Genomic DNA, 21619 nt, shown 5'->3' with positions numbered 1-21619 from the left:
GGCTCATCATAGCGAGCGGCGGCGGAGCGTACCGCCGCGGTGGGTCACGCCCGCTCTGCGATCGCGAGGAAGACCGGGAAGGCGCGCGCGCCGTCGGCGGTCTCCCTGACCACCTCGTGCACGGTCGAGAACCGCACGTTCCGGAAGCCGCTGCGCTCCATCCGCGCCCCGAGGTCCGCGCGCTCGAACCCCTTGTGACCCGAGAAGCCCGGGCCGTGAAACGAGCCGTCCTCCGCGTCGAGGTCGGCGATGCAGAGGACCCCGTCCCGCTCCAGCAAGCGGTGAAAGGCGCCCAGCACCCCGTCCGTGTCGGGGATGTGGTGGAGGGTCATGAGCGAGCAGACGAGGTCGAAGCGCAGGTCGGGCGGCGGGCCCGCCGCGAGGTCGAGGTACAGCGTCCTCGCGTTGCGGACGCCGCCCGAGGCGATCTTCTCGCCTGCGACCGCCAGCATCTCGCGGGAGCTGTCGGCGAGCGTCACCTCGCGGACGAGCGGCTGGAGCGCGAGGCCGAGGAGCCCCGTCCCCGCGCCGTACTCGAGCACCGCCTTGCCCGAGAGCGACGGGACGACGGACGCGATCGCCGCGGCGACGCGCTGCGCCCGCTCCACCTTGGAGGCGTCCTCGTCCCAGGTCCTCGCCCGGGCGTCGAAGTCGCTCGGAGGGCGGGTCAACGCGCGCTCCAGCGGTCGGGCACGTCCACGACGAGGAGCCGCTCCGCCTCGCCGAGCTGCTCCGCGCGCGGAGCAGCGTGATCGGTGCTCGACGTCGTCATCCCGCTCTTCATGCCTGCTTCGAGCCGCGCCTCGCGACGGAGATTCCGGACCCGTCCCGAGAGAGACGAGGCGTTCGTGGACCGGCGTACTCCCGGCCGGCCGTGCAGGGGCCGGCGGGCGCTACCGCCGGGCGACGCGCGCGCGGCTCGGGCGAAGCGCCGAGACGACATGGTGCCCGCGCCGGCGCGTGACGTACGTCTCGCCGCGAACGACGACGTGGTCCTCGAGATCGCCCTCGCAGGTGACGAGCAGCTCACCCTCGAGGCAGGTGATCGCCACGGGGGCCGATCCGACGCGCACGCTCCTCGCGTCGGTGAGCTCGAGCCTCAGCTCGAGCGGCGCGCGGGTGCTGCGCGCGGAGTCCTGCTGCTCCCACGCTCGCCCCCACGTCCAGTCCCAGAGCCGCGGGTTCAGTCGCGCCATCGCCGTCGCCCGTGCAGCCTTCATCGCTCGTCTCCTCCGCAAGAGCCGAGGCGATGATGCGACCGGTCATGAAGGGAATGCCATTCGGTTGTGAGGGGTCGAAACCTTCCGGAATGAGCCTGCGACAACGCGTCCACGGAAGCTGGTTAGGCATAGACGCCTCGGCCCGGCTAGAATGGAAAGCGATGGCCCGAACCCCCTGGAATCTCGACGAGATCGACCTGAAGATCCTGAAGTTTCTCCAGGTGAACAACCGAATTTCCAATCAGGAGCTGGCGGGGAAGATCGGACTGTCGCCGCCCGCCTGCCTCGCGCGCTGCCGGCGGCTCCGCGAGCAGGGCGTCATCAAAGGGGACGTCTCCCTGGTCGATCCCGCCGCGCTCGGGTACAGCGTCTTCGTCCTGATGCGCATCGCGCTCGAGCGTCCCCGCGAGGACCTGCTCGCCGCTTTCGAGAAGAAGGTCCGGGACTTGCCGGAGGTGCTGCAGTGCTGGACGGTCACGGGTGACGTGGACTTCGTCCTGCTCGTCTGCGCCACCTCGATCGAGGACTACCAGCGCTTCGCCCGCACGGTCGTCGCCGCCGAGCACAACATCAAGAGCTACGCGAGCGACGTGATCCTCTCCACGACGAAATCCAGTTTCGCCCTGCCGATCCCCTGAGGAGCCGGCGCCCCGCGAGACTTCTGGGGCTCGCGGGCGCGCCCGCCCGGGCCTTCTTCTCGAGTCGACTGGAGACGAGGCGCGCGCGCCGCTATCTCAGCGCCGCGCCGTGGTGCCGGCGCACCACCGATCGGGGAGCAGAGCGTTGGAGGTTGGCGACCAGAGCTGCAAGTTCGTCGCACGGCTGTCCCTCCTCTCGAAGGTGGGCGCGCTCGCCGCGACCCTCGACTACGAGGAGGTGCTCTCCGCGGTCGCGCGGCTGTCGATCCCGGAGCTCGCCGACTGGTGCATCGTCGACTTCGTCGAGGACGGCGAGGTCCGCCGGATGGAGGTCGCTCACCGCGATCCCAGCCGCGCGCCGCTCGCCGCCGCGCTGCGCGGCTTCCCGCTCGATCACTCCGCCCGGCGGAGGCTCCCGGCCTCGCGGGCGCTGCAGTCGGGACGCCCCGTGCTCGTCCCGGACTACGGCGACGACACGCTCCGCGCGGAGACCGAGGGCGAGTACCTCGCGCTCGCCCTGCAGCTCGGGGTTCGCTCGGTGCTCGTGGTGCCGGTCACGCTCTCGAGCTCGCTCGCGACCATGACCTTCCTCACGACCTCCGAGTCGGGGCGGCGGTACGGACAGGAGGACGTCGCGCTCGCCGAGGAGCTGGTGCGGCGCGCCGCGCAGGTCGTCGAGAACGCGCGGGTGCACCAGCGGCTCAGGCAGACCGAGGAGCGGATCCGCGTCGCGCTCGCCCACTCCGACATCACCCTCTTCGAGCGGGACCTCGGGCTGCGCTACCGCTGGCTGTACAACCCGCCCTTCGGCTACCCCGCCGCGGAGATGCTGGGGCGCACCAACGCCGAGCTGATCGCGCCGGACGAGGCGGCGCGGATGGACGCCCTCGACCACCTCGTGCTCAGGACCGGAGCGCGGATCCAGGAGGAGCTGCAGGTCTCGGACCGTCGAGGGCAGGTCCATCACATGCTGGTGTCGGAGGAGCCGCTGCGCGACGGCTCCGGCGCGATCGTCGGCATCACCGGCGCGGCGAAGGACATCACCGAGCAGCAGCGCGCGCAGGAGCAATTGGCGCGGGCGCTCGTCTTCCGCGAGCAGATGATCGGCATCCTCGGCCACGACCTGCGGAGCCCGCTCGGCGCGGTGCGGGCGCTCGCCTCGCTCCTCCTCCGCCGCGAGGACCTCGCCGAGAACGTGCGCGAGAGCATCGGCGAGATCGATCGCGCGGGCGCGCGGATGCTCGAGCTCATCGGGACGTTGCTCGACTTCACCCACAGCCGCTTCAAGGACGGGCTGCCGATCGCCCCCGAGCCGACGGACCTGCACGCGCTGTGTCGCGCGGTCGTGGGCGAGCTCCGGGCCGCCCAGCCGGAGCGGGCGATCGAGCTCGCGCTGGAAGGAGACGGGCGCGGCACCTGGGATCCGGGGCGGATGGCGCAGGTCGTGTCGAACCTCGTGGCGAACGCGCTCGAGCATGGCGCGAGGCACGGCTCGGTGCGCCTCTCGGTCGGCGGCGGCGACGAGGAGGTGGTCCTCGAGGTGCTGAACCAGGGACCGGTCATCCCGCCGGAGCTCATGGCCGTGCTGTTCGAGCCCTTCTGCCGCGGCTCGCCCCGGCGCGCCTCCCAGACGCGGGGGCTGGGCCTCGGGCTCTACATCGTGAGCCAGATCGTGACCGCGCACGGCGGCGCGGTCCAGGTGGAGTCCACGCCCGAGCGCGGGACGCGGTTCACGGTCCGTCTCCCGCGGGCGAGCGGAGCCGCCGCTGCGGGGCGTCACCGGGAAGCCTGGGACGAGGGCGCAGCCGCGGGCGCGTGAGGGGCGAGCGTCGCGGGCACCGGGGTCCTTCGCTCGCGGGGACGGACCCGCCGCTCGAGGCGCCACAGGAGTGCTGGGGCCGCGGCGGCCAGCGCCACGGCGAACCACGCCGCGCGATCCATCCCCGCGAGCCTGCCGCCGGGCAGCTGCTCGAGCACGCCCGCCGCGAGGAGCGCGCCCGTGGCCGACCCCAGGTGCTGGACGACCGACTGCGCCGACATGAAGCGGGCGCGCTCCTGGGGCGCGGGCACCTGGCTCGCGAGGGCCTGCATCGGCACCATCCGGAAGCTGCTCGCGGCCATGAAGGCCACGAACAGGGCGAGCGCCGGCGGCGCCCGGGACGGGAAGACGAAGGCGGCGAGCACCACCGCGACGAAGACGGCTGTCCCTCCTGCCGCGGTGACCGCCGCGCCGAAGCGGTCGGCGAGGCGGCCGGAGAGCCGCATCACCGCGAAGCTCACCGCGCCCCCCGCGACGAAGAGCAGGCCCAGGTGCTCCCGCGGGTAGCCGAGGTTGTACTGCCAGTAGGCCGCGATGTTCGGGACGAGCGCGAACTGCGCCGTCATGACCGCGGCCGTCGCGCCGAGCGCGAGCGCGACCGCGGGACGGCGCAGGAGCGCGCCCGTGCTCGAGCCGGGCTCCGGGCGCAGGCCGAGGTGCCGCCGGAGAGGTGGCAGGAGGGTGACCGCAGTCGCGGCGAGCACCGCCCCGAGCGCCGCCACGGCGAAGAACGGCATCCTCCATCCGCCCAGCCGCGCGAGCTCGAGGCCCGCCGGGACGCCCAGCACGGAGGCCAGCGCGAAGGCCCCCATGACCGCCCCCATGGCGCGTCCGCGACGCTCGGCCGGCACCACGTCCGAGATGATCGCCAGCGACAGCGACGTCGCCGGCCCGCCGAAGGCGCCCGCGAGGATCCTCGCCCCCAGCATCGACGAGAGGCTCGTGGCGAACGCGCCGGCCGCCGTGCCCACCACGAGCCCGCCGAGCACGACGCCGAGCGCCTTGCGCCGGTCGAAGCGATCGAGGATCAGGGCGCCCAGCACCCCGCTGAGCGCGGCCGCGGCCGTGTAGCTCGCGCCGACCAGGCCGAGCCGCGCGTTCGGGATGCCGAGGGCCCGCGCGAAGTCGGGGCCGAGCGGCATCACCATCATGAAGTCGAGGACGTTGACGAACTGAACCGCGCCGATCAGGAGGAGGAGCCGGCGCTCGGTGATCCGTTTCCGCATGGGGATCACCGTTGCAGCCCTCGCGCCAGGGAGCGCACGTCGCGCCTCGGGGCCGGACCCGCCGTGGGCGCGGGCTTCGCGCTCGCCCCTCCCCTTCGAGCCGTGGGCGCTGCGCCGAGACGCCGAGCGATCCGCTCAGGCCTTGAGCTTCTTCAGCTCCTTCTCGAGGCGGCGCGCCTGGGCCTTCTCGTGGACGCGCGCCTCCATCCACTCCGCGTGCCGGGCGAGCCGCTCGGTGACGATGCGCAGCACCCGCTCGCGCGCGTACCACTTGCGGTCCGCCGGGACGAGGTGCCAACGCGCCCTGGCCGTGTCCGTGCGCTCGAACATGTCGTCCACCGCGTCCACGTACGAATCCCAGCGCTTGCGGGCGCGCACGTCGGCGTCCGCGAGCTTCCACTGCTTGTAGGGATCCTTCAGCCGCTCCTCGAACCGGCGGAGCTGCTCGGCCTTGCTGATGCCGAGGAAGATCTTGACCACGTCGATCCCGTCGTCGACGAGCGTGCGCTCGAACTCGTTGATCTCGCGGTAGGCGCGCTTCCACTCGGACTTCTTCGCGAGCCCGTCCACGCGCTCGACCAGCACCCGGCCGTACCAGGTGCGGTCGAACACGGTGAGCGTCCCCGGGAGCGGCAGGTCGCGCCAGAAGCGGTACAGCCAGTGCCTGCCCTGCTCGTCCGCAGCCGGCGGACCGATGGGCACGACGCGGACGCCGCGCGGATCGACCGCCTCGGTGAGCCGCCGGATCGCGCCGCCCTTCCCGGCCGCGTCGAAGCCCTCGACCGCGATGATGGCGCGCCGGCCGGTGTGGAACATGCCCTGCTGGACGAGGAGCATGCGGCGCTGCAGCTCCTCCACCTGGCGCTCGTAGGCGTCCTTGGACGAGACCTTGGGGAACGCGTCCTTCGCGAGGAGGCGGGACAGGGACGGGTGGGCCATCGGAACCCTCGGAGAGCTCCGACGAGCCTAGCACGCGCGATCCGCCTTGCCCGCGCTCACGCGGACCGCGAGAGCTCCGCCGCGCTCGCGCCCGAGGCGACCCGACCGGGCAGGATGGCCCTGACCGTGGTCCCCTTCCCCGGCACGCTCTCGTACTGCAGCGACCCGCCGTGATCCGCGATGACCGCGCGCGCCAGCACCACGCCGAGCCCGGTGCCGTCCTCGCGGGTGGTGAAGAACGGCGTGCCGAGGCGCGCCAGGGTCTCGGAGGACATCCCGCGGCCCGTGTCGCTCACCAGGAGCTGCGCCCCGTCGCCGCTCTCGCGCACCTCGACCGTCACCGCTCCGCCCGGCGGGGTCGCCTCGATCGCGTTCGCGACGAGGTTGAGGAGCGCCTCCCTGAGCCGGCGCGGATCGCCCTCGACCGTGGCGTCCCCGCGCGCGACCAGCCGGACCCGCGCCTCGCCCGCGATCGCCGAGAGCGCGAGCAGCGCGTCGGCGACGAGCGGCGCGAGCGCGAGCCGCGGCGCCCTCCCGCCCTCGCGGAGCCGCGTCGACGAGAGGTAGCGCCGCAGGATCTCCTGCATCCGCGCGACCTCGCGCTCGATGAGCACGAGGCGCTCGTGCGCGGGGGCCTCGGCCGGGTTGCGCAGCCCGAGCTGCACGAGCGCCTTCACGCCGGCGAGCGGGTTCTTGAGCTCGTGCGCCACCTCGACGCCGAGCGCGTCCACGCTCGCGCCCGGGGCCTCCGCCTCGGAGGCCGGCTCGGCGCCCCCGCGCGCGAGGATCCGGAGCCCGTCGCGCACGGAGAGGGTCGCGTCGGTGAACGCCCACGCGACCGCGAGCCCGCCGCGCGGCAGGACCAGCTCGTCGCCGGCCTCGAGCACGTGATCCTCGCGATCGCCGTTGCGCGTGACGAGCACCGTCCCGCGCTCGGCGCGCACGACCGACGCGACGCGGCGGCGCGGCAGCCTCAGGGTCGCGTTCTCCGCGAGGTCCCAGCTCTCGCGGGGGGAGGGCTTCCGGGTCGAACGCTCCGTCCTGGCCATGGTGTGCTTCCTTTCGCCTCTGACCGCTCTCCTGCGGCGGGACGGATCATTCGCCGCGCACCGGTGGCCCGCACCGCGCGGTCTTGCGCGCGGGGCGGGCACCGATGCGCGGCCCCGTCTAGAACCCGGGCTCCGGTCTCTCCGGACCGCCCTCCGCCCCCTGGTACGCGGCGCGGAGCGGACCGCCCCCCGTCGTCGCGGGCACCGGCTCCGGCTCGAGCACGCTCGGGGCGGTGGCCCGCCCCTCGGCGCGGTGGTCCCGGGCGATGAGGAGGTAGATGGCGGGCACGAAGAAGAGCGTGAACGCCGTGCCGATGGTCATCCCCGCGACGAGCACCAGGCCGATGCTGTTGCGCGCCTCGGCGCCCGGCCCGCTCACGAGCGTGAGGGGGAAGTGGCCGAAGACCGTCGCCACGCTCGTCATGAGGATGGGCCGCAGCCGCGTGACGGCGGCGCTCTGGACGGCCTCCAGCTTCGAGAGCCCCTGCTCCTGCAGCTTGTTCGCGAACTCCACGATGAGGATGCCGTTCTTCGCGACGAGCCCGACGAGCGTCACGAGGCCGACCTGCGAGTAGACGTTGAGCGTCGTCGTCCACCCGTCGGTGAAGAACCGGAGGGTCGGGTTCGGCATCTTGAGGAACATCATGACGAGCGCGCCGAACATGCCGAGCGGCACGGAGCCCGCCAGGATGACGAACGGGTCCCGGAAGCTGTTGAACTGCGCGGCGAGCACGAGGAAGATCAGCACCACCGCGAGGAGGAACGCGGGCAGGAACTTGTTGCCCTCCGTCCGCAGCTGGCGAGACTCGCCCGTGTAGTCGAGCTTGTAGTTCGCCGGGAGGATCTTCGCGGCCTCCCCCTCGAGGTACGCGAGCGCCTGGTCGAGGGGGCGGATCGCGACGCCGCTGATCTTCACGGCGTTGAGCTGCTGGAAGCGGTTGAGCGACCGCGGCGTGACCGAGTCCCGCAGGGTGGCGATGGAGGCGAGCGAGACGAGCTGCCCGCCCGGCCCGGTGACGTACACGTCCTTCAGCTGCTCCGGGTTCAGCCGCTCGGAGCGCAGGATCTGGGGTATCACCTTGTAGCTGCGGCCGTCGATGCTGAAGCGGTTCACGTAGTTCCCGCCGACCGCGGAGGCGAGATCGCGCCCGACCGTCTGGAGATCGAGCCCCAGCTCCGCCACCTTGTTCCGATCGAGCTCGATCTCGGTCGAGGGCTGGTCGATCTTCACGTCGATGAGCGGCGGGAACGCGAACATCCCGCTCGCCGTCGCCTTCTCCTGGAGCTTCTTCGCGAAGTCCAGGATCTCGGAGCTCTCCGCGGTCGAGGCGATGATGAACTCGACCGGGAACTGGCCGCCGCCGGGGAGCGCGGGCGGCAGGATCGGGAACGCCTGGATGCCGGGGATCGCGGCGACCTTCGCCTGGATCTGCGGGAGGAGCTCGAAGGCCGACCGCCCCCGCTCCTCCCACGGCTTGAAGACCGCGCCCCAGAACCCGTTGTTCGGGAACGTGACCTGGAACGTGAACTGCGACTCCGGGAACGCCATCACGCTCTCGTTCACCTTGTGCACCGAGGGCACGAGCTGGTCGAGCGTCGAGTTCGCGGGCGTGTTGACGACGCCGAAGATGTAGCCCTGGTCCTCCGTCGGGGCGAGCTCCTTGGGCGCCTGCGTGAACATCGCGAGCGCGAGCAGGCTCACCACGATCCACGCGGTGTAGATGGAGCCGCGCGACCGCAGCGCCAGCGCGAGGTGACGGGCGTAGATCGCCTTCAGGCGATCGAAGCCCCGGTTGATGCGCCCCGCGAGCCCGCGCTCCTCACCGCCGCCGCGGAGCAGGTACGCGGACATCACCGGCGAGAGCGTCAGCGCCACGACGCCCGAGATGGCCACCGCGCCCGCGAGCGTGAGCGCGAACTCCCGGAACAGGGCGCCCGTGAGCCCGCCCTGGAAGGCGATCGGCGTGTACACCGCGGCGAGGGTGATGGTCATCGCGATGATGGGCCCGACGAGCTCCCGCGCGCCGCGGAGCGCCGCGTCGACGGGACTCATCCCGTCGCGCAGGTGTCGCTCGACGTTCTCGACGACCACGATGGCGTCGTCCACCACGAGCCCCACCGAGAGGACGATGGCGAGCAGCGTGAGGAGGTTCAGGGTGAACCCGAAGACCTGCATCAGGAACACCGCCCCGATGAGCGACACGGGGATCGCGACGACGGGCACGAGGACCGAGCGCAGCGAGCCGAGGAACAGGAAGATGACGATGACGACGATGAGCAGGGTCTCGGCGAGCGTCCGCTCCACCTCGCTGATGGCGTCCCGGACGTAGGTGGTGGCGTCGAAGGCGACGCGGGCCTGGATCTGGTCCGGGATCTCCTTCTGCAGCGAGTCGAGCTCCACGCGGACCCGCTTGATCACGTCGAGCGAGTTCGCGTTCGGCAGGGCCCAGACGCCGATGAAGACGGCCGTCTGCCCGCTGAAGTTGGTGAGCGCGTCGTAGTCCTCCGCGCCGAGCACCACGTCGGCGACGTCACCGAGCCGGACGACGGCGCCGCCCTGCTGCTCGCGGATGGGGAGCTGCTGGAACTCGCGGGGCGAGCGGAGGTCCGTGTTGGCGGTGAGGTTGACCTGGACGAGCGAGCCCTTCGTCTGGCCCACCGCGGCCTGGTAGTTGTTCCGGGAGAGCGCCTCCCGGATCTGGGCCGGGCTGACGTTCAGGGCCGCCATGCGGTCGGGCTTGAGCCAGATGCGCATCGCGAAGGTGCGGGCGCCCAGGATGTCGGCGCGCTGCACGCCCTCGATCGCCGAGAGCCGCGGCTGGACGACGCGGACGAGGTAGTCGGTGATCTCGTTCTGCTTGAGCGCCTTCGAGGAGAAGGAGAGGTACGCCGAGGCGAGCGCGCTGTCGGCGGACTCGATGGTGATGATGGGGACCTCCGCCTCGGGCGGGAGATCGCCGCGCACCTGGTCCACCTTCGCGCCGATCTCGGCGAGCGCCTTGGTCGCGTCGTAGTTGAGGCGCAGGCGCGCCCGGATGATGGAGACGTTCTGCTTGCTCTCGGACTCGATGTAGTCGATGCCGTCCGCCGCCGCGATGACGCGCTCGAGCGGCGTGGTGATGAACCCGCGCACGAGCGAGGCGCTCGCCCCGACGTAGTTCGTCGTGACGATGATCTGCGCGTTCTCGCTGCGCGGGTACTGGCGGGCGTTGATCGTCCGGATGGCCTGGACCCCCGCGATGACGATGACGAGGCTGACGACGATCGCGATGACGGGGCGGCGGATGAAGAGATCCGTGAACTTCATGTGGTGGCCTCCGGCTCACTCTTCGGTCGGCTTGGGTGAGAGCTGCGCGTCGGGCGCGAGGGCGTTGTTCACGGCGACCGAGGCGCCGTTGCGCAGCTTGAACGCGCCGCTGCTCACGACGGCCTCGCCAGCCTTCAGCCCCTCCGCGACGGCGACGACGTCTCCGCGCCGCTCCCCGGTACGGACGAACTTCTGGCGGGCGACGGTGGTCGTCCTCCCCGCGGCGTCCTTCTTCTCCTCGATGGCGTAGACCGAGTCGCCGTAGGGCGCGAAGATGACCGCCGTCGCGGGGACGACGAGCACGCTGCGCTTCTCCGAGGAGAGCACCTGCACGTTCGCGAACATCCCGGGGCGCAGCCGCCCGTCCGCGTTCTCGAACGTCGCCCGCACCCGGACGTTGCGCGTGGCCGGGTCGACCTCGGGGTTGATGGTGGTGATCTCCCCGTCCCACGTAGCGTTGCGGAACGCGTCGACGACGAGGCGCGCCCGCTCGCCGGCCTTCAGCTCGGCGAGCGCCTGCTGGGGCAGCCAGAAGTCCGCGTAGATCGGGCTCACGGACTGGAGCGACGCGATGGGGGTCCCGGGCGCGACGACCTGGCCCAGCTCGACCTGGCGGATGGCGACGCGCCCGTCGAACGGGGCGCGGATGGTCTTCTTGGCGATCGTCGCGCGCAGGTTCGCGACCGTCGCGTCGGCCTGCTTCGCGCGCGCCTCTGCGGTGTCGAGATCGGCCTGGGCGTTGGCCTCGCCCTGACGCAGCCGCTTCGCCCGCTCGAGGTTGACCTTCGCGAGCGACGCCTCCGCCACCGCCGAGGCGAGTTGCGCCTCCTCCGCGGAGGTGTCGAGCTTCACGAGCACGGCGCCGCGCTTCACCGAGGAGCCGGACTCGAACGTGATGTCCCGGACCGCGCCCGGCAGCTCCGCGGAGAGCATCACGCCGCGGACCGCCACGAGCGATCCGATCGCCGCCCGCGTCGCCTCCCACTGCGTCGCCTCGACCTTGGCCGAGGTGACGGCCTCCGGCGGCGGCACGAAGGACTCGCCCGCCCGCACCATGGTGACGATCTGGCCGGCCTTCACCCCGACGAGGATGCCGACGACCGCCAGCAGACCGACGATGACCACGACCCACTGCTTCTTGCTCTTCATGGACGCCCCCGACGGGATTCGGAAACCACGGGAAACTGCAGACGCTGGGCCAGACGACGGATGCGCTCTGTCAGCAAAACGGCGCGGCTCGAGGCGTGGCGGGGCAGGGGGGTGCTGAGCGGATCGCTCAAGCCGTGAGCACCCCCTGCCGCGACGGGGGCTGCCGATCATGGCGCTCCCCCCCCCGGCGGCTCGAGGAGGCTCTCGCCCGCCGCGAGCCGCAGCTGCGCGCGCGCGTTCACGAGGTCGGCGTCCGCCTGGATGCGCGCCGCGTCGGCGCCGAAGGCGTCGCGCTGCGCCTGGAGGAGATCGATCTGGGTCGCGGCGCCGGCCCGGTACCGCTCCAGCGCGAGCTCGGAGGCGCGCGCGCTGACCTCCGACTGGACACGGGCGGAGCGGCTCCGGGCGATCTGGCTCCGCACGGTGCTCCAGGCGCGGTGGATGTCGTCGTGCGCCGCGAGCCTCGCCCGCTGCTCGCGCGCTCGCGCGACGTCCGCCGCCGCGTCCTGCGCGCGGATGCCGGCGAAGGTGGTGAGATCGAGCGACCAGCTCAGGCCGACCACGGCCTGCCAGGAGGCGTCCCGGCCCGCGAGGCCCTCCGCGCTGGTCACGCGCTCCGTCAGGCTCGCGCCCAGGCTGGGGGCGAGCGTGAGCCGCTGCGCCCTCGCCTGCTGCTCCGCGGCCTCGCGGCCCTCCATGGCCGCGGCGAGCGCGGGGAGCTTCTCGTCCGGCGGCTGGAAGCGCTCGAGCGGCGGCTCCTCGTGCAGGTCGTCGGTGAGCGGACGATCGCCGTCGAGCTCCGGCGCGATCCCGGTCAGCGACTGGAGGGCGCGCGCCGAGAGCGCGACCTGGAGCTCCGCGCTCGCGAGCTGCTGCACGTTGCGCTCGACCTCGCCCCGCGCCCGATCCACGTCGAGGAGCCCGGTGGAGCCGGCCTGGTGGCGCTCGTCGGCGATGGAGAGGCTCGCCCTCGCCACCTCGAGCGCCTTGCGCGACGCGCCGACGAGCGCGCGGTTCGCCAGGAGCTGGAAGTACTCCTGTGACACGAGGGCCTGGACGCGGAGCTCCGTCGCGGCCGCCTGCGTCCCCGAGGCGCGGGCGCCCGTGCGGGCCGCGCCGATGCGGGCGAACCGCGCGAGGTCGACGAGCGGAACGTCCAGCGTGGCGGCGCCGTCGAGCTGATCCTTCGGCGTGATCGTGACGCGCGCCGGGGGCCCGCCCGCCGCCCCCGGGAGCTCCAGGGTCGTCTCGAACTGGTTGCGGGTGTACTGCCCCTGCAGCGACAGGCGCGGCAGGGCACGGCCGAGCTCGGCGTCGGCGTCGGCGTCGAGCTGCCTGCGCGCCGCGCGGGCCTCCGCGTTGTCGGGGCTCGCGCTCCGCGCACCGCGCAGGAACTCCTCGAGCGGCTGCAGCGCGCTCGCGCGCCCGGCCACTCCCAGCCAGAGCGCCGCGAGCAAGACCTTCGCCTGCATGACGACTCCTCCCTCGCGACCTTCCGCGTCGCAGCGTTCCCCGCGCGCCGTCGCGCTCTCGCGACGCTCGCCGGCGGAAGCTGCGGCACCACCGTGTCGCGCGCGCTTCCGTGAGTTGAAGTTCCATGAAGACGAGGAGGGCCCCGGCGATCGGGCCGGAGGCCCTCCTCGGTCCGCGGGGCGCGCGTCGCGCGCGGTCCGCGGCGCCGCTCGCGTCAGAACTCGTACCCGACCGACGCGCCGACCGACCACCGCTCCATGCTCGCCGGCGCCTGGCCCGTCGCGAGCGGGAGATCCTCGTTGAAGCTCGTGCGGTAGGTGAACCGCGCGTCGAGGAGGAAGCGGTCGTAGCCCACGGTGACCCCTCCGCCGAACGGGACGACGCCGATCTCGTCCGAGTCCTTCACGCCGGGCGCGGCGTCCCGGAGCGAGAGGTGGCTCCAGCCGATGCCACCGAAGGCGAAGGGCTCGACGAGCCAGGCGCCCGTGGCATACGGGTACTGGAGCCGCAGCACGGCCTCGGCGCCGTTCGTCAGGAGATCGGAGCCCGATCCCTTGGCGTTGAGGGCGGAGCCGACGTAGGCCAGCTCGGCGCCGACGAAGGAGCGGCTGCCGATCCCGAGCCGGGCGTCCCACGTCCCGCCGACGTCGAAGCGATCCTTCACCGCGCTCTCCTTGAAGTCGGTCACCCCGCCTCCGAAGAGCACGTACTCGCCCAGCGGCGTCAGGAGCCCGTCGGCCCCCGCGGCGCGCCAGCCCTGGGCGCTCCCGATACCCGGCGCGGCGACCACGAAGAGCGCCGCGACGAACGCGAACCTCGATCTCTCAGCACGCATCTCTCATCTTCCTTCTCCGGCGAGCGCCGGTGCGGTCCTGCGTTGAGGCGTCGGCGTTGCCGACGCCGAGACGCGGTTGCAGTTCGCGGGCCACGCCATACACCCGCGGGAAATGCGAGGTTTCCCGCTCCGCGCCGTTCGCGATCCCCACAGGCCGCGCGGCTCGGCGCGCAGATCGCTCAAGCCCTGAGCACGCACGCTCGCGCGGTCCCGGCGCCGCCGCACGGCGCGCGAGGCGCGGCGCAGGGTCGATGCGTCGGATCCGAGCGCACGCGCGCGAACGCCGCCCGTGAGTCGCGGGCGGCGTTCGCGCGGTGGAGCGCCTGCAGTGGAGCGCGCTCGGGTGGGCGCGTCCGGCGAGCGGCGCGCTCGGCGGCGCTATCCCGCGCCGCTGCCCGCGAGGCGCGCGCTGCGCCCGGGGTGCACGAGGCTGGCGGCGAGCCCGGCCACCACCGACGCCGTCAGGACGAGCGCCGAGCCGGCGGCCTCCGGCTTGAGCGTCATGAGCGCCAGGATCCCCAGCCCGATCGCGATCCTCACCCGGAGTGACCCCGTCAGCGCGGCGCTCCCCTGGCCCGCCCGGAACGCGGGCGAGAGCACCGCGCCGTCCTCCGTCGCGAGCGCCGCCCGGAGCCGCCGCATCGCGCGCCCGCTCACGCCGCCGCCCGCGATCCCCATCCCGACCATGCCGATGAAGGCGGCGAGGATCCACGGCCGGTGGCCCCAGGTCGTCGCCATCATCCAGGCTCCGGAGGCGAGCGCCACGAGCATCGCGCCGGGGAGGAGGCGCCCGGGCAGCGCGTGCAGCCGGAGCCAGACGCCGGCCTCACCCGGAGTCTCCGCCCGCCGGAGCCCGCCGAGCGCGACGGTCTCGATGCCGAGCGCGACGTAGACGCCGACTCCGGCGAGGACGTGGAGGAACATCAGGATCGCATACGTGTTCATGGGTCACCGCCTCTCCCGCGTCCGGCATTGCAGGTGGCGGGCCACGCCCTGCGGCGCGTCGGCGCTGCGAGCTTCGCGCCGGCGGCGCCGGCGCGAGCGGCGGCGGATGCGCAGATCGCTCCTTTCCTGAGCACCCGCCCCGGCGACGCCGTCGCGCCGCTCGCGACGGGCTCGGCTCGAGCGAGCGGTGCGGCGTCAGGCCGCGCCGCCGGCGCCGAAGTCCGCGGCGATCTCGTAGCGGCGGAGGCGCTCGGTGAGCGTGTTGCGGCTGATGCCCAGCCGGCGAGCAGCCTCCGACTGGTTGCCGCGGACGGCGGTCATCGTCCGGGCGATCACGTTGCGCTCCAGCGCGTCGAGCTGCTCCCGCAGGGTCCGGGCGCCCTCGGGATCGCCGTCGTCGCCGTCGCCCGCGGGGACGCCGCCGTCCCGAGGCGTGACGGGCTCCGCCGAGACGGTCGCGGTGAACGCGCTCGGCTCGAGCTCGCCGCCGCCGCTCAGGGCCACCATGCGCGCGACCACGTTCTCGAGCTGGCGCACGTTCCCCGGCCAGTCGGCGGCCCGCAGGCGCTCCACGAGCGCGGGGGCGAGGCGGACCTCCTCGGCCCCGAAGCGCTCCGCGTAGCGGTGCGCGAACTCGTGCGCGAGCGCCGGGATGTCCTCCCGGCGATCGCGCAGCGGGGGGACCACGAGCTCGACGACGGCAAGCCGATAGTAGAGGTCCTCGCGGAAGTGGCCGGCGCGGACCTCGGCGGCGAGGTCGCGGTTCGTGCACGCGACGATGCGCACGTCCACCTTCTCGACCCGCCCGGAGCCGACCGGCTGGATCTCGCCGTCCTGCAGGGCGCGCAGGAGCTTCGCCTGGATCGCGAGGGGGAGCTCGCCCACCTCGTCGAGGACGAGCGTGCCGCCGTTCGCCTCGGCGAAGAACCCGGGGCGGGCCTGGTTGGCGCCGGTGAACGCGCCGCGCGTGTGGCCGAAGAGCTCCGCCTCAGCCAGCTCCGCCGGGATCGCGCTGCAGTTGAAGCGGACCAGAGGGCCGTCCGCGCGCCGGCTCTGGGCGTGCAGCAGCGATCCGATGAGCTCCTTGCCCGTGCCGGTCTCGCCACGCACGAGGACGGTGATCTCCTTCGCCGCCACCCGCGACGTCGCGTCGAGGAGGTGCCGCATCTCCGCCGACTCGCAGACGACGCGCCGCCCGATGGCGTGCTCCGCGGTGAGCTGGCGGTTGCGCTGGCGCAGCCCGCGGGCCTCGACGGCGCGCTCCAGCGCGACGAGCATCTCGTCCACGTCGAACGGCTTCGTGACGTACTCGTACGCGCCCGCCTTGATGGCGCGCACCGCGAGCCGCTCCGAGCCGTGCGCCGTGAGCAGGATCACGGGGAGGCTCTCGTCGCGCTCGCGGACGGCGCGCAGGAGGTCCATCCCGTCCATCTCGGGCATGGAGAAGTCGGTCACCACCGCGTCGGCGCGATCGACGAGCTCGAGCGCCTCGGCGCCGGAGCGGGCGACGAGCGGCTCCCACCCGCGTCCCTGGACGAGCTCCCTCAGCGCGACGCGCACCGACGGCTCGTCATCGACGAGTAGGACACGCGGCATCGCACGCCCCCGTGGACACGCGCGGGAGGGTGACCTTGACGCGGGTTCCCTTGCCCGGCTCGCTCTCGTACCGCATCGACCCTCCGTGCTGCGCGATCACCGAGCGGGCGAGCACGACGCCGAGGCCGGTGCCGTCCTCGCGCGTGGTGAAGAACGGCGTCCCGATGTGCTTCAGCGTTTCGGGCGGCATCCCCCGGCCGTTGTCGCGGATCACGATCTCTGCCTCGTCTCCCGCCGGCCGGACCTCCACCACCACCTCGCCGCCCGGCGGCGTGGCCTCGATCGCGTTCGCCACGAGGTTGAGGAGCGCCTCCTTGATCCGGCGCGGGTCGGCCTCGAGCGTCGCGTCGCCCTGCGCGTACAGCCGCACGCGCGCCTCGTCGGCGCGCGCCGAGAGCACGACCAGCGCGTCCGAGACGAGCGGACCGAGCTCCACCCGCCGCGGCGTGACCGCCTGGAGCGGGCGCGTGAACGACAGGTAGTTGTGGAGGATCTCCTGCATCCGCGTGACCTCGCGCTCCACCACCTCCAGCCGCTCGTGCGACGGCGCCTCGGCCGGGTTCCGCAGCCCGAGCTGGACGAGCGCCTTCACGCCGGTGAGCGGGTTCTTGAGCTCGTGCGCCACCTTCGAGCCGATCTGCTCGAGGCTCTGGGCGCGGGCGAGCGCGTCGGCCGCCATCTCCTTGCGCGCCCGCGCGAACGCGTCGCGTCGCTTGCGGGCCCGCGCGTGGACCGGCGCGAGCAGGAGGCCGACGCCCAGGACGCTCACCAGCGTGAGGAAGGTGTGGGCCGGACCCGCGACCTCCGGCCCGGTGATGGAGCGCGGAAGGAGCGCGATGACGCCCACCTCGAGGGCGGTCGCGCCGAGCAACAGGCGCGTCTGGCGGCGGTCGCCGACCGCCGCCACGGCCGCGACGTACGCCCCCATGATCGTGAGGAGCAGCGGGCTGCGGATCCCGCCGGTGACGGTCACCGCCACGCCCATGGTGAGGAAGAAGCAGGCCTGGGCGGCGACGACGATCCAGGCGAGCTGGTCGATGTCGGCGTTCACGCAGAGCTTGATGTCGCGCTTGCGCCAGGTGAGGTAGTGAGCCTTCTGGACCGCCGCGGCGAGGGCCAGGATCACGATCCTGCCGGCGGGGTAGCCGGTCGCCGCCAGCGCCGCCACGGCGATCAGGTGGAAGACGACGGGGAGCAGGTCCTCGCTCGGCCAGCGCACGCCGCTGTGCACGGACGGCACCGCTCCGGCCGACCGGGGCACCAGGGGGGGCTGCAGGCGGGCGAACCCGATCATCGTGCTCGATCCTTCCGCAAGTTCCGGGCCGGACGTCAGGGTTCGCTCCATGCCCACGCTTTAACGGGGGAACACGCCCGCGACCCGCCTCCTGCCCAACGGGGATCTCTTCAGGTCGCGCAGATCGCTCAAGAACTGAGCAGCCAGGCGACACATTCAAGGACCCGAGGCGACGCGGCGAGATAACGTCATTTTCGCGGGGACGCGACGGCGCTAGACCGGAGCTCGGAGGGGAACGGAGGTGACGACGTGCACATCGACGTGAGGACGCGTGGTTTCTCCATCACCCCCGGCCTGCGCGACGCGATCGAGCGGCGGCTCTCGTTCGCGCTCGACCGGTACGAGCAGCGCATCGCCGGGGTGCGGGTCGTGGTCGGGGATCTGAACGGGCCGAGGGGCGGCGAGGACAAGTCCTGCCGGGTGGAAGTCCGGCTGCGCGGGGCGCGCACGGTGCGCGCGACCGCCCTCGACTCGGACGCGTACACCGCGATCGGCGCCGCAGCACATCGCGCCGGACGCGCGGTCGGGCGTACCCTGCAGCGGGAGCGGGCCACGATGCTCGAGCTGCTGTGGCTCGCGCGATCGCTCTCGCGGAGCCCATCCGCGGCGTGAACCCAGCGGCGACCTCTCCCCCGCGTCGCGCGTGGGAGGGGTCGCCCTCCGGAGGAGGAGAACGGGTGAAGACCTTGCAGTCGTGCTTCGAGGCGAACCGCGCCTGGGCGGCGAGGATGCGGGAGCGCGAGCCGGGCTTCTTCGAGCGGCTCGTCCACGCGCAGAAGCCGGAGCTCCTGTGGATCGGCTGCTCCGACAGCCGCCTACCCCCCGATCAGGTGGTGGGACGCCTGCCGGGCGAGATCTTCGTGCACCGCAACGTGGCGAACGTGGTGGTGCACACCGACGTGAACTGCCTCTCGGTCCTGCAGTACGGGATCGAGGTCCTCGGCGTGAGGCACGTCATCGTGTGCGGCCACTACGGCTGCGGCGGCGTGAGGGCCGCCATGGAGGCCACCCCGCTCGGCCTCATCGACAACTGGCTGCGGCACATCCGCGACGTCTACCTCGTGAACCGCGCGGAGCTCGACGCCATCGCCGACGCGGACGCGCGCGAGGATCGCCTGTGCGAGCTCAACGTCGCCGCGCAGGTCGCGAACGTCTGCCACACCACCATCGTGCAGGGCGCCTGGACGCGCGGCCAGGAGCTCACCGTGCACGGCTGGATCTACGATCTCGCGGACGGCCTCCTGCGCGACCTCGATCTCACGGTGGATCGGGCCGAGCAGATCCCGCCGATGTTCCGGGTCCGCTGAGGCAGGGCCGAGCCCGGGCGGGCAGGCGCCCTGAGGCCTACGCGGCGTCCGCCGTCGCCGGCTCGGCGCGCAGGCGCCGGTACGCGAGGAGCATCGCGACGCGCCAGCGCACGATCATGCCGAACGCGAGCAGGAAGAAGAGCGCGCCCGTCTGCACCTGCGTCACGACCTGCTCGATGTAGACGCGGAGCACGAACCGCACCGCGACGAGCCCGAGCAGGATCCAGAGGAACGCGCTCGAGCGCTGCATCACGACGGCGTCGCCGCTGCGGACGAGCCGGGAGGTGCGGGAGAGCGGGTACGAGAACACGAGCGCCCCCGCAGCGAACGCGGCGCTCGCGTAGCTCCACGGCACCCGCGCGGCGGGCGCGAGGAACATGAGGAACCCGGTGCTCATCCCGAGCGGAGGGATGACGATCTTCCGGGTGGAGATCGGGCTCCTCGTCTCGCGCATCCGCCAGCCGATCATCACCGCGGCGCCGGCGAGCGAGACGAGGACGACGACGGCGGTGGGGACGTGGCCGAGAGGCATCGAGGTTCCATTGCGCCGGACGGGGCGCGTCGCTTGGCGAGAGAGGATACAGCGGGTCGCCGGCCGGACGCGACCGGCCGGGCGGCCGCGGGCCCGCCGCGAGACGGGAGGCTCACCCGCGCTCGCGCACCATCGACAGGAGCATCTTGAACCGCTCCGTCGCCTTCACCGCGTGCGGCACGCCCGCGGGCATGAGCACCGTCTCGCCCGCCCTCGCCGGCACGCGCTCGCCGCCGATGGTCAGCTCGACCGCCCCGTCGAGCACCTGCACGAACGCGTCGAAGGGCGCCGTGTGCTCCGACAGCTCCTGCCCGGCGTCGAACGCGAACAGCGTGAGCGAGCCGCCCGGCGCCTTCGCGAGCGTGCGGCTCACCACGGAGCCAGCCACGTACTCCACCTGCTGCTCCAGCCTGACCGCCTTCGCGCGCGGCAGCTCATTCTTGAGGACGTTCATGCCCCCTCTCCAATGCGAAGGCCCTGCCAGCACGAAACCTCCGTGAAATCAGGCCAGTGGTCGGCTACGAGCCCGCGTCACCGCGCTTTCGGTACCGACATCGCGGTGCGGCGTCGCGGTGCGGCGCCGAGGGTCCCGGCGAGCGAGCGACCCGGCGCGTCCCCGGTGGCGGCCTCGTGCCTTCGACGATCGCCGAGGGCCCGGAGCGGGTGGGCGCTTCTCCGCGCGCCGCGCCCGCGGCTCACCGGGCGCGATCATGGGCGTACGTACGCACGCGCGGTGCGGCCCCACCCGAACAGCGCGCCCCGCCCGACCCGTCCGCGCGCTGGACGCCGGCGGTAGCGTTCCCTCGAGAGCGCCGGCGGCGGCGCCGCGCGTGGATCGCGCGTGAGCGCGCGTCAGGCGAAGGAGGCGCGCATGGTCTTCCGGGACAGGGAGCAGGCAGGACGGCTGCTCGCGGAGGAGCTCGGGAGACTCCGCGCGGAGCGGCCCGTGGTGCTCGGGCTCACGCGGGGCGGCGTGCCCGTCGCCTTCGAGGTGGCGCGCGCCCTCGACGCGCCGCTCGACGTCGTGGTGGTCCGCAAGATCGGCGCGCCGGGATCTCCGGAGTACGCCATCGGCGCCATCGCCGAGGGCGGCGCGGTGTTCGTGCGCCGCGACGCGCTTCGCGAGGTGGGCCTCACCGAGGCGGACGCCGCCGAGCTCGCCGAGCGCGAGGTCGTCGAGCTCGCGCGGCGCGTCCGGCGCTACCGAGGCGATCGCCCGCCGGCGGAGGTCGCGGGGCGCACGGTCATCGTGGTGGACGACGGCGTCGCGACCGGGGCCACCGCCCGCGCCGCGGCCCGCGGCGCGAGGCAGCGGGGCGCCGCGCGCGTGGTGCTCGCTGCGCCGGTCGTCGCGGCGGCCTCGGTGGCGGAGCTCCGCGCGGACTTCGACGAGGTGATCGCCCTCGAGCTCCCCGAGCCGTTCTACGCGGTGGGCGCCTGGTACGAGCGGTTCGACCAGGTGTCCGACGAGCAGGTGGTGAAGAGCCTGCGGCGCGCCCGGGGCGAGCCGGCGGAGGGCGAGGTCGGCGAGCTCTGGAATGGAGAGTGGACCGCGCCCTTGGGCGCCGATCCGCCGGGCTCCGAGGCCGAGATCCTGTCGATCCCCTTCGACGGCCCGGCCGGCGGTCCGGGGGTCCTGGAGGGGGAGCTCGCCGTCCCCGATCGCGCCCTGGGGCTCGTCCTGTTCGTCCACGGGAGCGGCTCGACGCGCCGGAGCCCCCGCAACCAGCTCGTCGCGCGCGCGCTGCGGCGCGCCGGCCTCGCCACCCTCCTCTTCGATCTGCTCACGCCGCCCGAGGCGGCCGAGGACGAGGTCACGGCGGAGCTCCGGTTCGACATCGAGCTGCTCACCGGCCGCGTCGTCTCCGCGACGCGCTGGATCGCGGCCCTGCCCCGCGTGCGCGGGCTGCGCCTCGGCTACTTCGGCGCGAGCACGGGCGCCGCCGCCGCCCTCGCTGCGGCCGCGGAGCTCCCCGAGCTCGTCGGGGCGGTCGTGTCGCGCGGAGGCCGTCCCGATCTCGTGCCCGCGGCGGTGCTGGAGCGGGTGCGGGCGCCGGTGCTCCTCGTGGTCGGCGGCCGGGACTCCACCGTGCTGCGGCTCAACCGCTCCGTGCTCCCGCACCTCCGCTCAGCCGAGCTGACGATGGTGCCGGGCGCGAGCCACCTGTTCGAGGAGCCGGGCGCGCTCGAGTCGGTGGCCCGGCTCGCGGCGCGCTGGTTCGAGCGGACCTTCTCGGCGCCGGCGGCGCTCACTCCGCCGCCTTTCGCCTGAACGTGGGAGGAGGCTCGT

At 73.3% G+C, this 21619-nt stretch carries 19 protein-coding genes; 5 read left to right on the top strand and 14 right to left on the bottom strand.

The window, feature by feature from the left end; genetic code table 11:
• Positions 1 to 44: 44 nt before the first annotated feature.
• The gene (locus MNZ29_RS06960) at positions 45 to 671 is read right to left on the bottom strand and encodes a class I SAM-dependent methyltransferase (RefSeq protein WP_242336748.1); all 627 of its coding nucleotides are present in this window, start codon (positions 669 to 671) and stop codon (positions 45 to 47) included.
• Between the two features lie 222 nt (positions 672 to 893).
• Complete coding sequence (locus tag MNZ29_RS06955) at positions 894 to 1220, bottom strand: DUF2917 domain-containing protein (protein ID WP_242336752.1); 327 nt, start codon at positions 1218 to 1220, stop codon at positions 894 to 896.
• A 161-nt stretch (positions 1221 to 1381) separates the two neighbouring features.
• On the opposite strand from MNZ29_RS06955, the gene MNZ29_RS06950 reads away from it, so the two are divergent.
• Both MNZ29_RS06950 and MNZ29_RS06945 read left to right on the top strand, forming a co-directional pair.
• A complete protein-coding gene (locus MNZ29_RS06950) occupies positions 1382 to 1858 on the top strand; it encodes an Lrp/AsnC family transcriptional regulator (protein ID WP_242336755.1) in 477 nt (158 codons plus the stop codon).
• A gap of 145 nt (positions 1859 to 2003) precedes the next feature.
• Entirely contained in the window at positions 2004 to 3677 is a 1674-nt protein-coding gene (locus MNZ29_RS06945) for an ATP-binding protein (protein WP_242336758.1), read from the top strand.
• On the opposite strand, the gene MNZ29_RS06940 is transcribed toward MNZ29_RS06945, so the two are convergent.
• From MNZ29_RS06940 to MNZ29_RS06895, 10 genes are all read right to left on the bottom strand, one after another.
• Complete coding sequence (locus MNZ29_RS06940) at positions 3635 to 4903, bottom strand: MFS transporter (RefSeq protein ID WP_242336761.1); 1269 nt, start codon at positions 4901 to 4903, stop codon at positions 3635 to 3637. The two genes, MNZ29_RS06945 and MNZ29_RS06940, sit on opposite strands and share 43 nt — an antisense overlap.
• Positions 4904 to 5038: 135 nt before the next feature.
• Positions 5039 to 5842 (bottom strand): polyphosphate kinase 2 family protein, encoded by an 804-nt coding sequence (locus MNZ29_RS06935; protein ID WP_242336764.1) that lies wholly within the window; start codon positions 5840 to 5842, stop codon positions 5039 to 5041.
• A 56-nt stretch (positions 5843 to 5898) separates the two neighbouring features.
• Entirely contained in the window at positions 5899 to 6891 is a 993-nt protein-coding gene (locus tag MNZ29_RS06930) for a HAMP domain-containing sensor histidine kinase (protein WP_242336767.1), read from the bottom strand.
• Positions 6892 to 7009: 118 nt separating this feature from the next.
• Complete coding sequence (locus MNZ29_RS06925) at positions 7010 to 10198, bottom strand: efflux RND transporter permease subunit (protein ID WP_242354052.1); 3189 nt, start codon at positions 10196 to 10198, stop codon at positions 7010 to 7012.
• A 15-nt stretch (positions 10199 to 10213) separates the two neighbouring features.
• Entirely contained in the window at positions 10214 to 11347 is a 1134-nt protein-coding gene (locus tag MNZ29_RS06920; protein ID WP_242336773.1) for an efflux RND transporter periplasmic adaptor subunit, read from the bottom strand.
• Positions 11348 to 11514: 167 nt separating this feature from the next.
• Positions 11515 to 12819: a TolC family protein gene (locus MNZ29_RS06915; RefSeq protein ID WP_242336776.1), complete on the bottom strand. Its 1305-nt coding sequence runs from the start codon at positions 12817 to 12819 to the stop codon at positions 11515 to 11517.
• Between the two features lie 215 nt (positions 12820 to 13034).
• Entirely contained in the window at positions 13035 to 13655 is a 621-nt protein-coding gene (locus MNZ29_RS06910; protein WP_242336779.1) for a hypothetical protein, read from the bottom strand.
• A 378-nt stretch (positions 13656 to 14033) separates the two neighbouring features.
• On the bottom strand, positions 14034 to 14600 hold the full coding sequence (locus tag MNZ29_RS06905; RefSeq protein ID WP_242336782.1) for a hypothetical protein: 567 nt from the start codon (positions 14598 to 14600) through the stop codon (positions 14034 to 14036).
• A 195-nt stretch (positions 14601 to 14795) separates the two neighbouring features.
• Complete coding sequence (locus MNZ29_RS06900) at positions 14796 to 16196, bottom strand: sigma-54 dependent transcriptional regulator (protein WP_242336786.1); 1401 nt, start codon at positions 16194 to 16196, stop codon at positions 14796 to 14798.
• A complete protein-coding gene (locus MNZ29_RS06895; protein ID WP_242336789.1) occupies positions 16171 to 17490 on the bottom strand; it encodes a nitrogen regulation protein NR(II) in 1320 nt (439 codons plus the stop codon). The genes MNZ29_RS06900 and MNZ29_RS06895 overlap by 26 nt, the downstream gene beginning before the upstream one ends.
• A gap of 261 nt (positions 17491 to 17751) precedes the next feature.
• On the opposite strand from MNZ29_RS06895, the gene MNZ29_RS06890 reads away from it, so the two are divergent.
• Together MNZ29_RS06890 and can are read left to right on the top strand one after the other, a co-directional pair.
• A complete protein-coding gene (locus tag MNZ29_RS06890) occupies positions 17752 to 18102 on the top strand; it encodes an HPF/RaiA family ribosome-associated protein (protein ID WP_242354050.1) in 351 nt (116 codons plus the stop codon).
• 65 nt (positions 18103 to 18167) lie between these two features.
• Positions 18168 to 18797 (top strand): carbonate dehydratase, encoded by a 630-nt coding sequence (can, locus tag MNZ29_RS06885; RefSeq protein ID WP_242336795.1) that lies wholly within the window; start codon positions 18168 to 18170, stop codon positions 18795 to 18797.
• A gap of 37 nt (positions 18798 to 18834) precedes the next feature.
• Here can and MNZ29_RS06880 read toward each other — a convergent pair whose 3' ends face one another.
• Both MNZ29_RS06880 and MNZ29_RS06875 read right to left on the bottom strand, forming a co-directional pair.
• Complete coding sequence (locus MNZ29_RS06880; RefSeq protein WP_242336798.1) at positions 18835 to 19329, bottom strand: CcdC family protein; 495 nt, start codon at positions 19327 to 19329, stop codon at positions 18835 to 18837.
• A 112-nt stretch (positions 19330 to 19441) separates the two neighbouring features.
• The gene (locus tag MNZ29_RS06875; protein WP_242336800.1) at positions 19442 to 19783 is read right to left on the bottom strand and encodes a cupin domain-containing protein; all 342 of its coding nucleotides are present in this window, start codon (positions 19781 to 19783) and stop codon (positions 19442 to 19444) included.
• Between the two features lie 417 nt (positions 19784 to 20200).
• On the opposite strand from MNZ29_RS06875, the gene MNZ29_RS06870 reads away from it, so the two are divergent.
• Complete coding sequence (locus tag MNZ29_RS06870; RefSeq protein ID WP_242354048.1) at positions 20201 to 21601, top strand: phosphoribosyltransferase family protein; 1401 nt, start codon at positions 20201 to 20203, stop codon at positions 21599 to 21601.
• Positions 21602 to 21619 lie beyond the last annotated feature (18 nt).

The sequence above is a fragment of the Anaeromyxobacter sp. SG64 genome, assembly GCF_022690745.1.
GTDB classification, from domain to species: Bacteria; Myxococcota; Myxococcia; order Myxococcales; family Anaeromyxobacteraceae; genus Anaeromyxobacter; species Anaeromyxobacter soli.
This window is presented reverse-complemented; position numbering and strand designations above follow the sequence as displayed.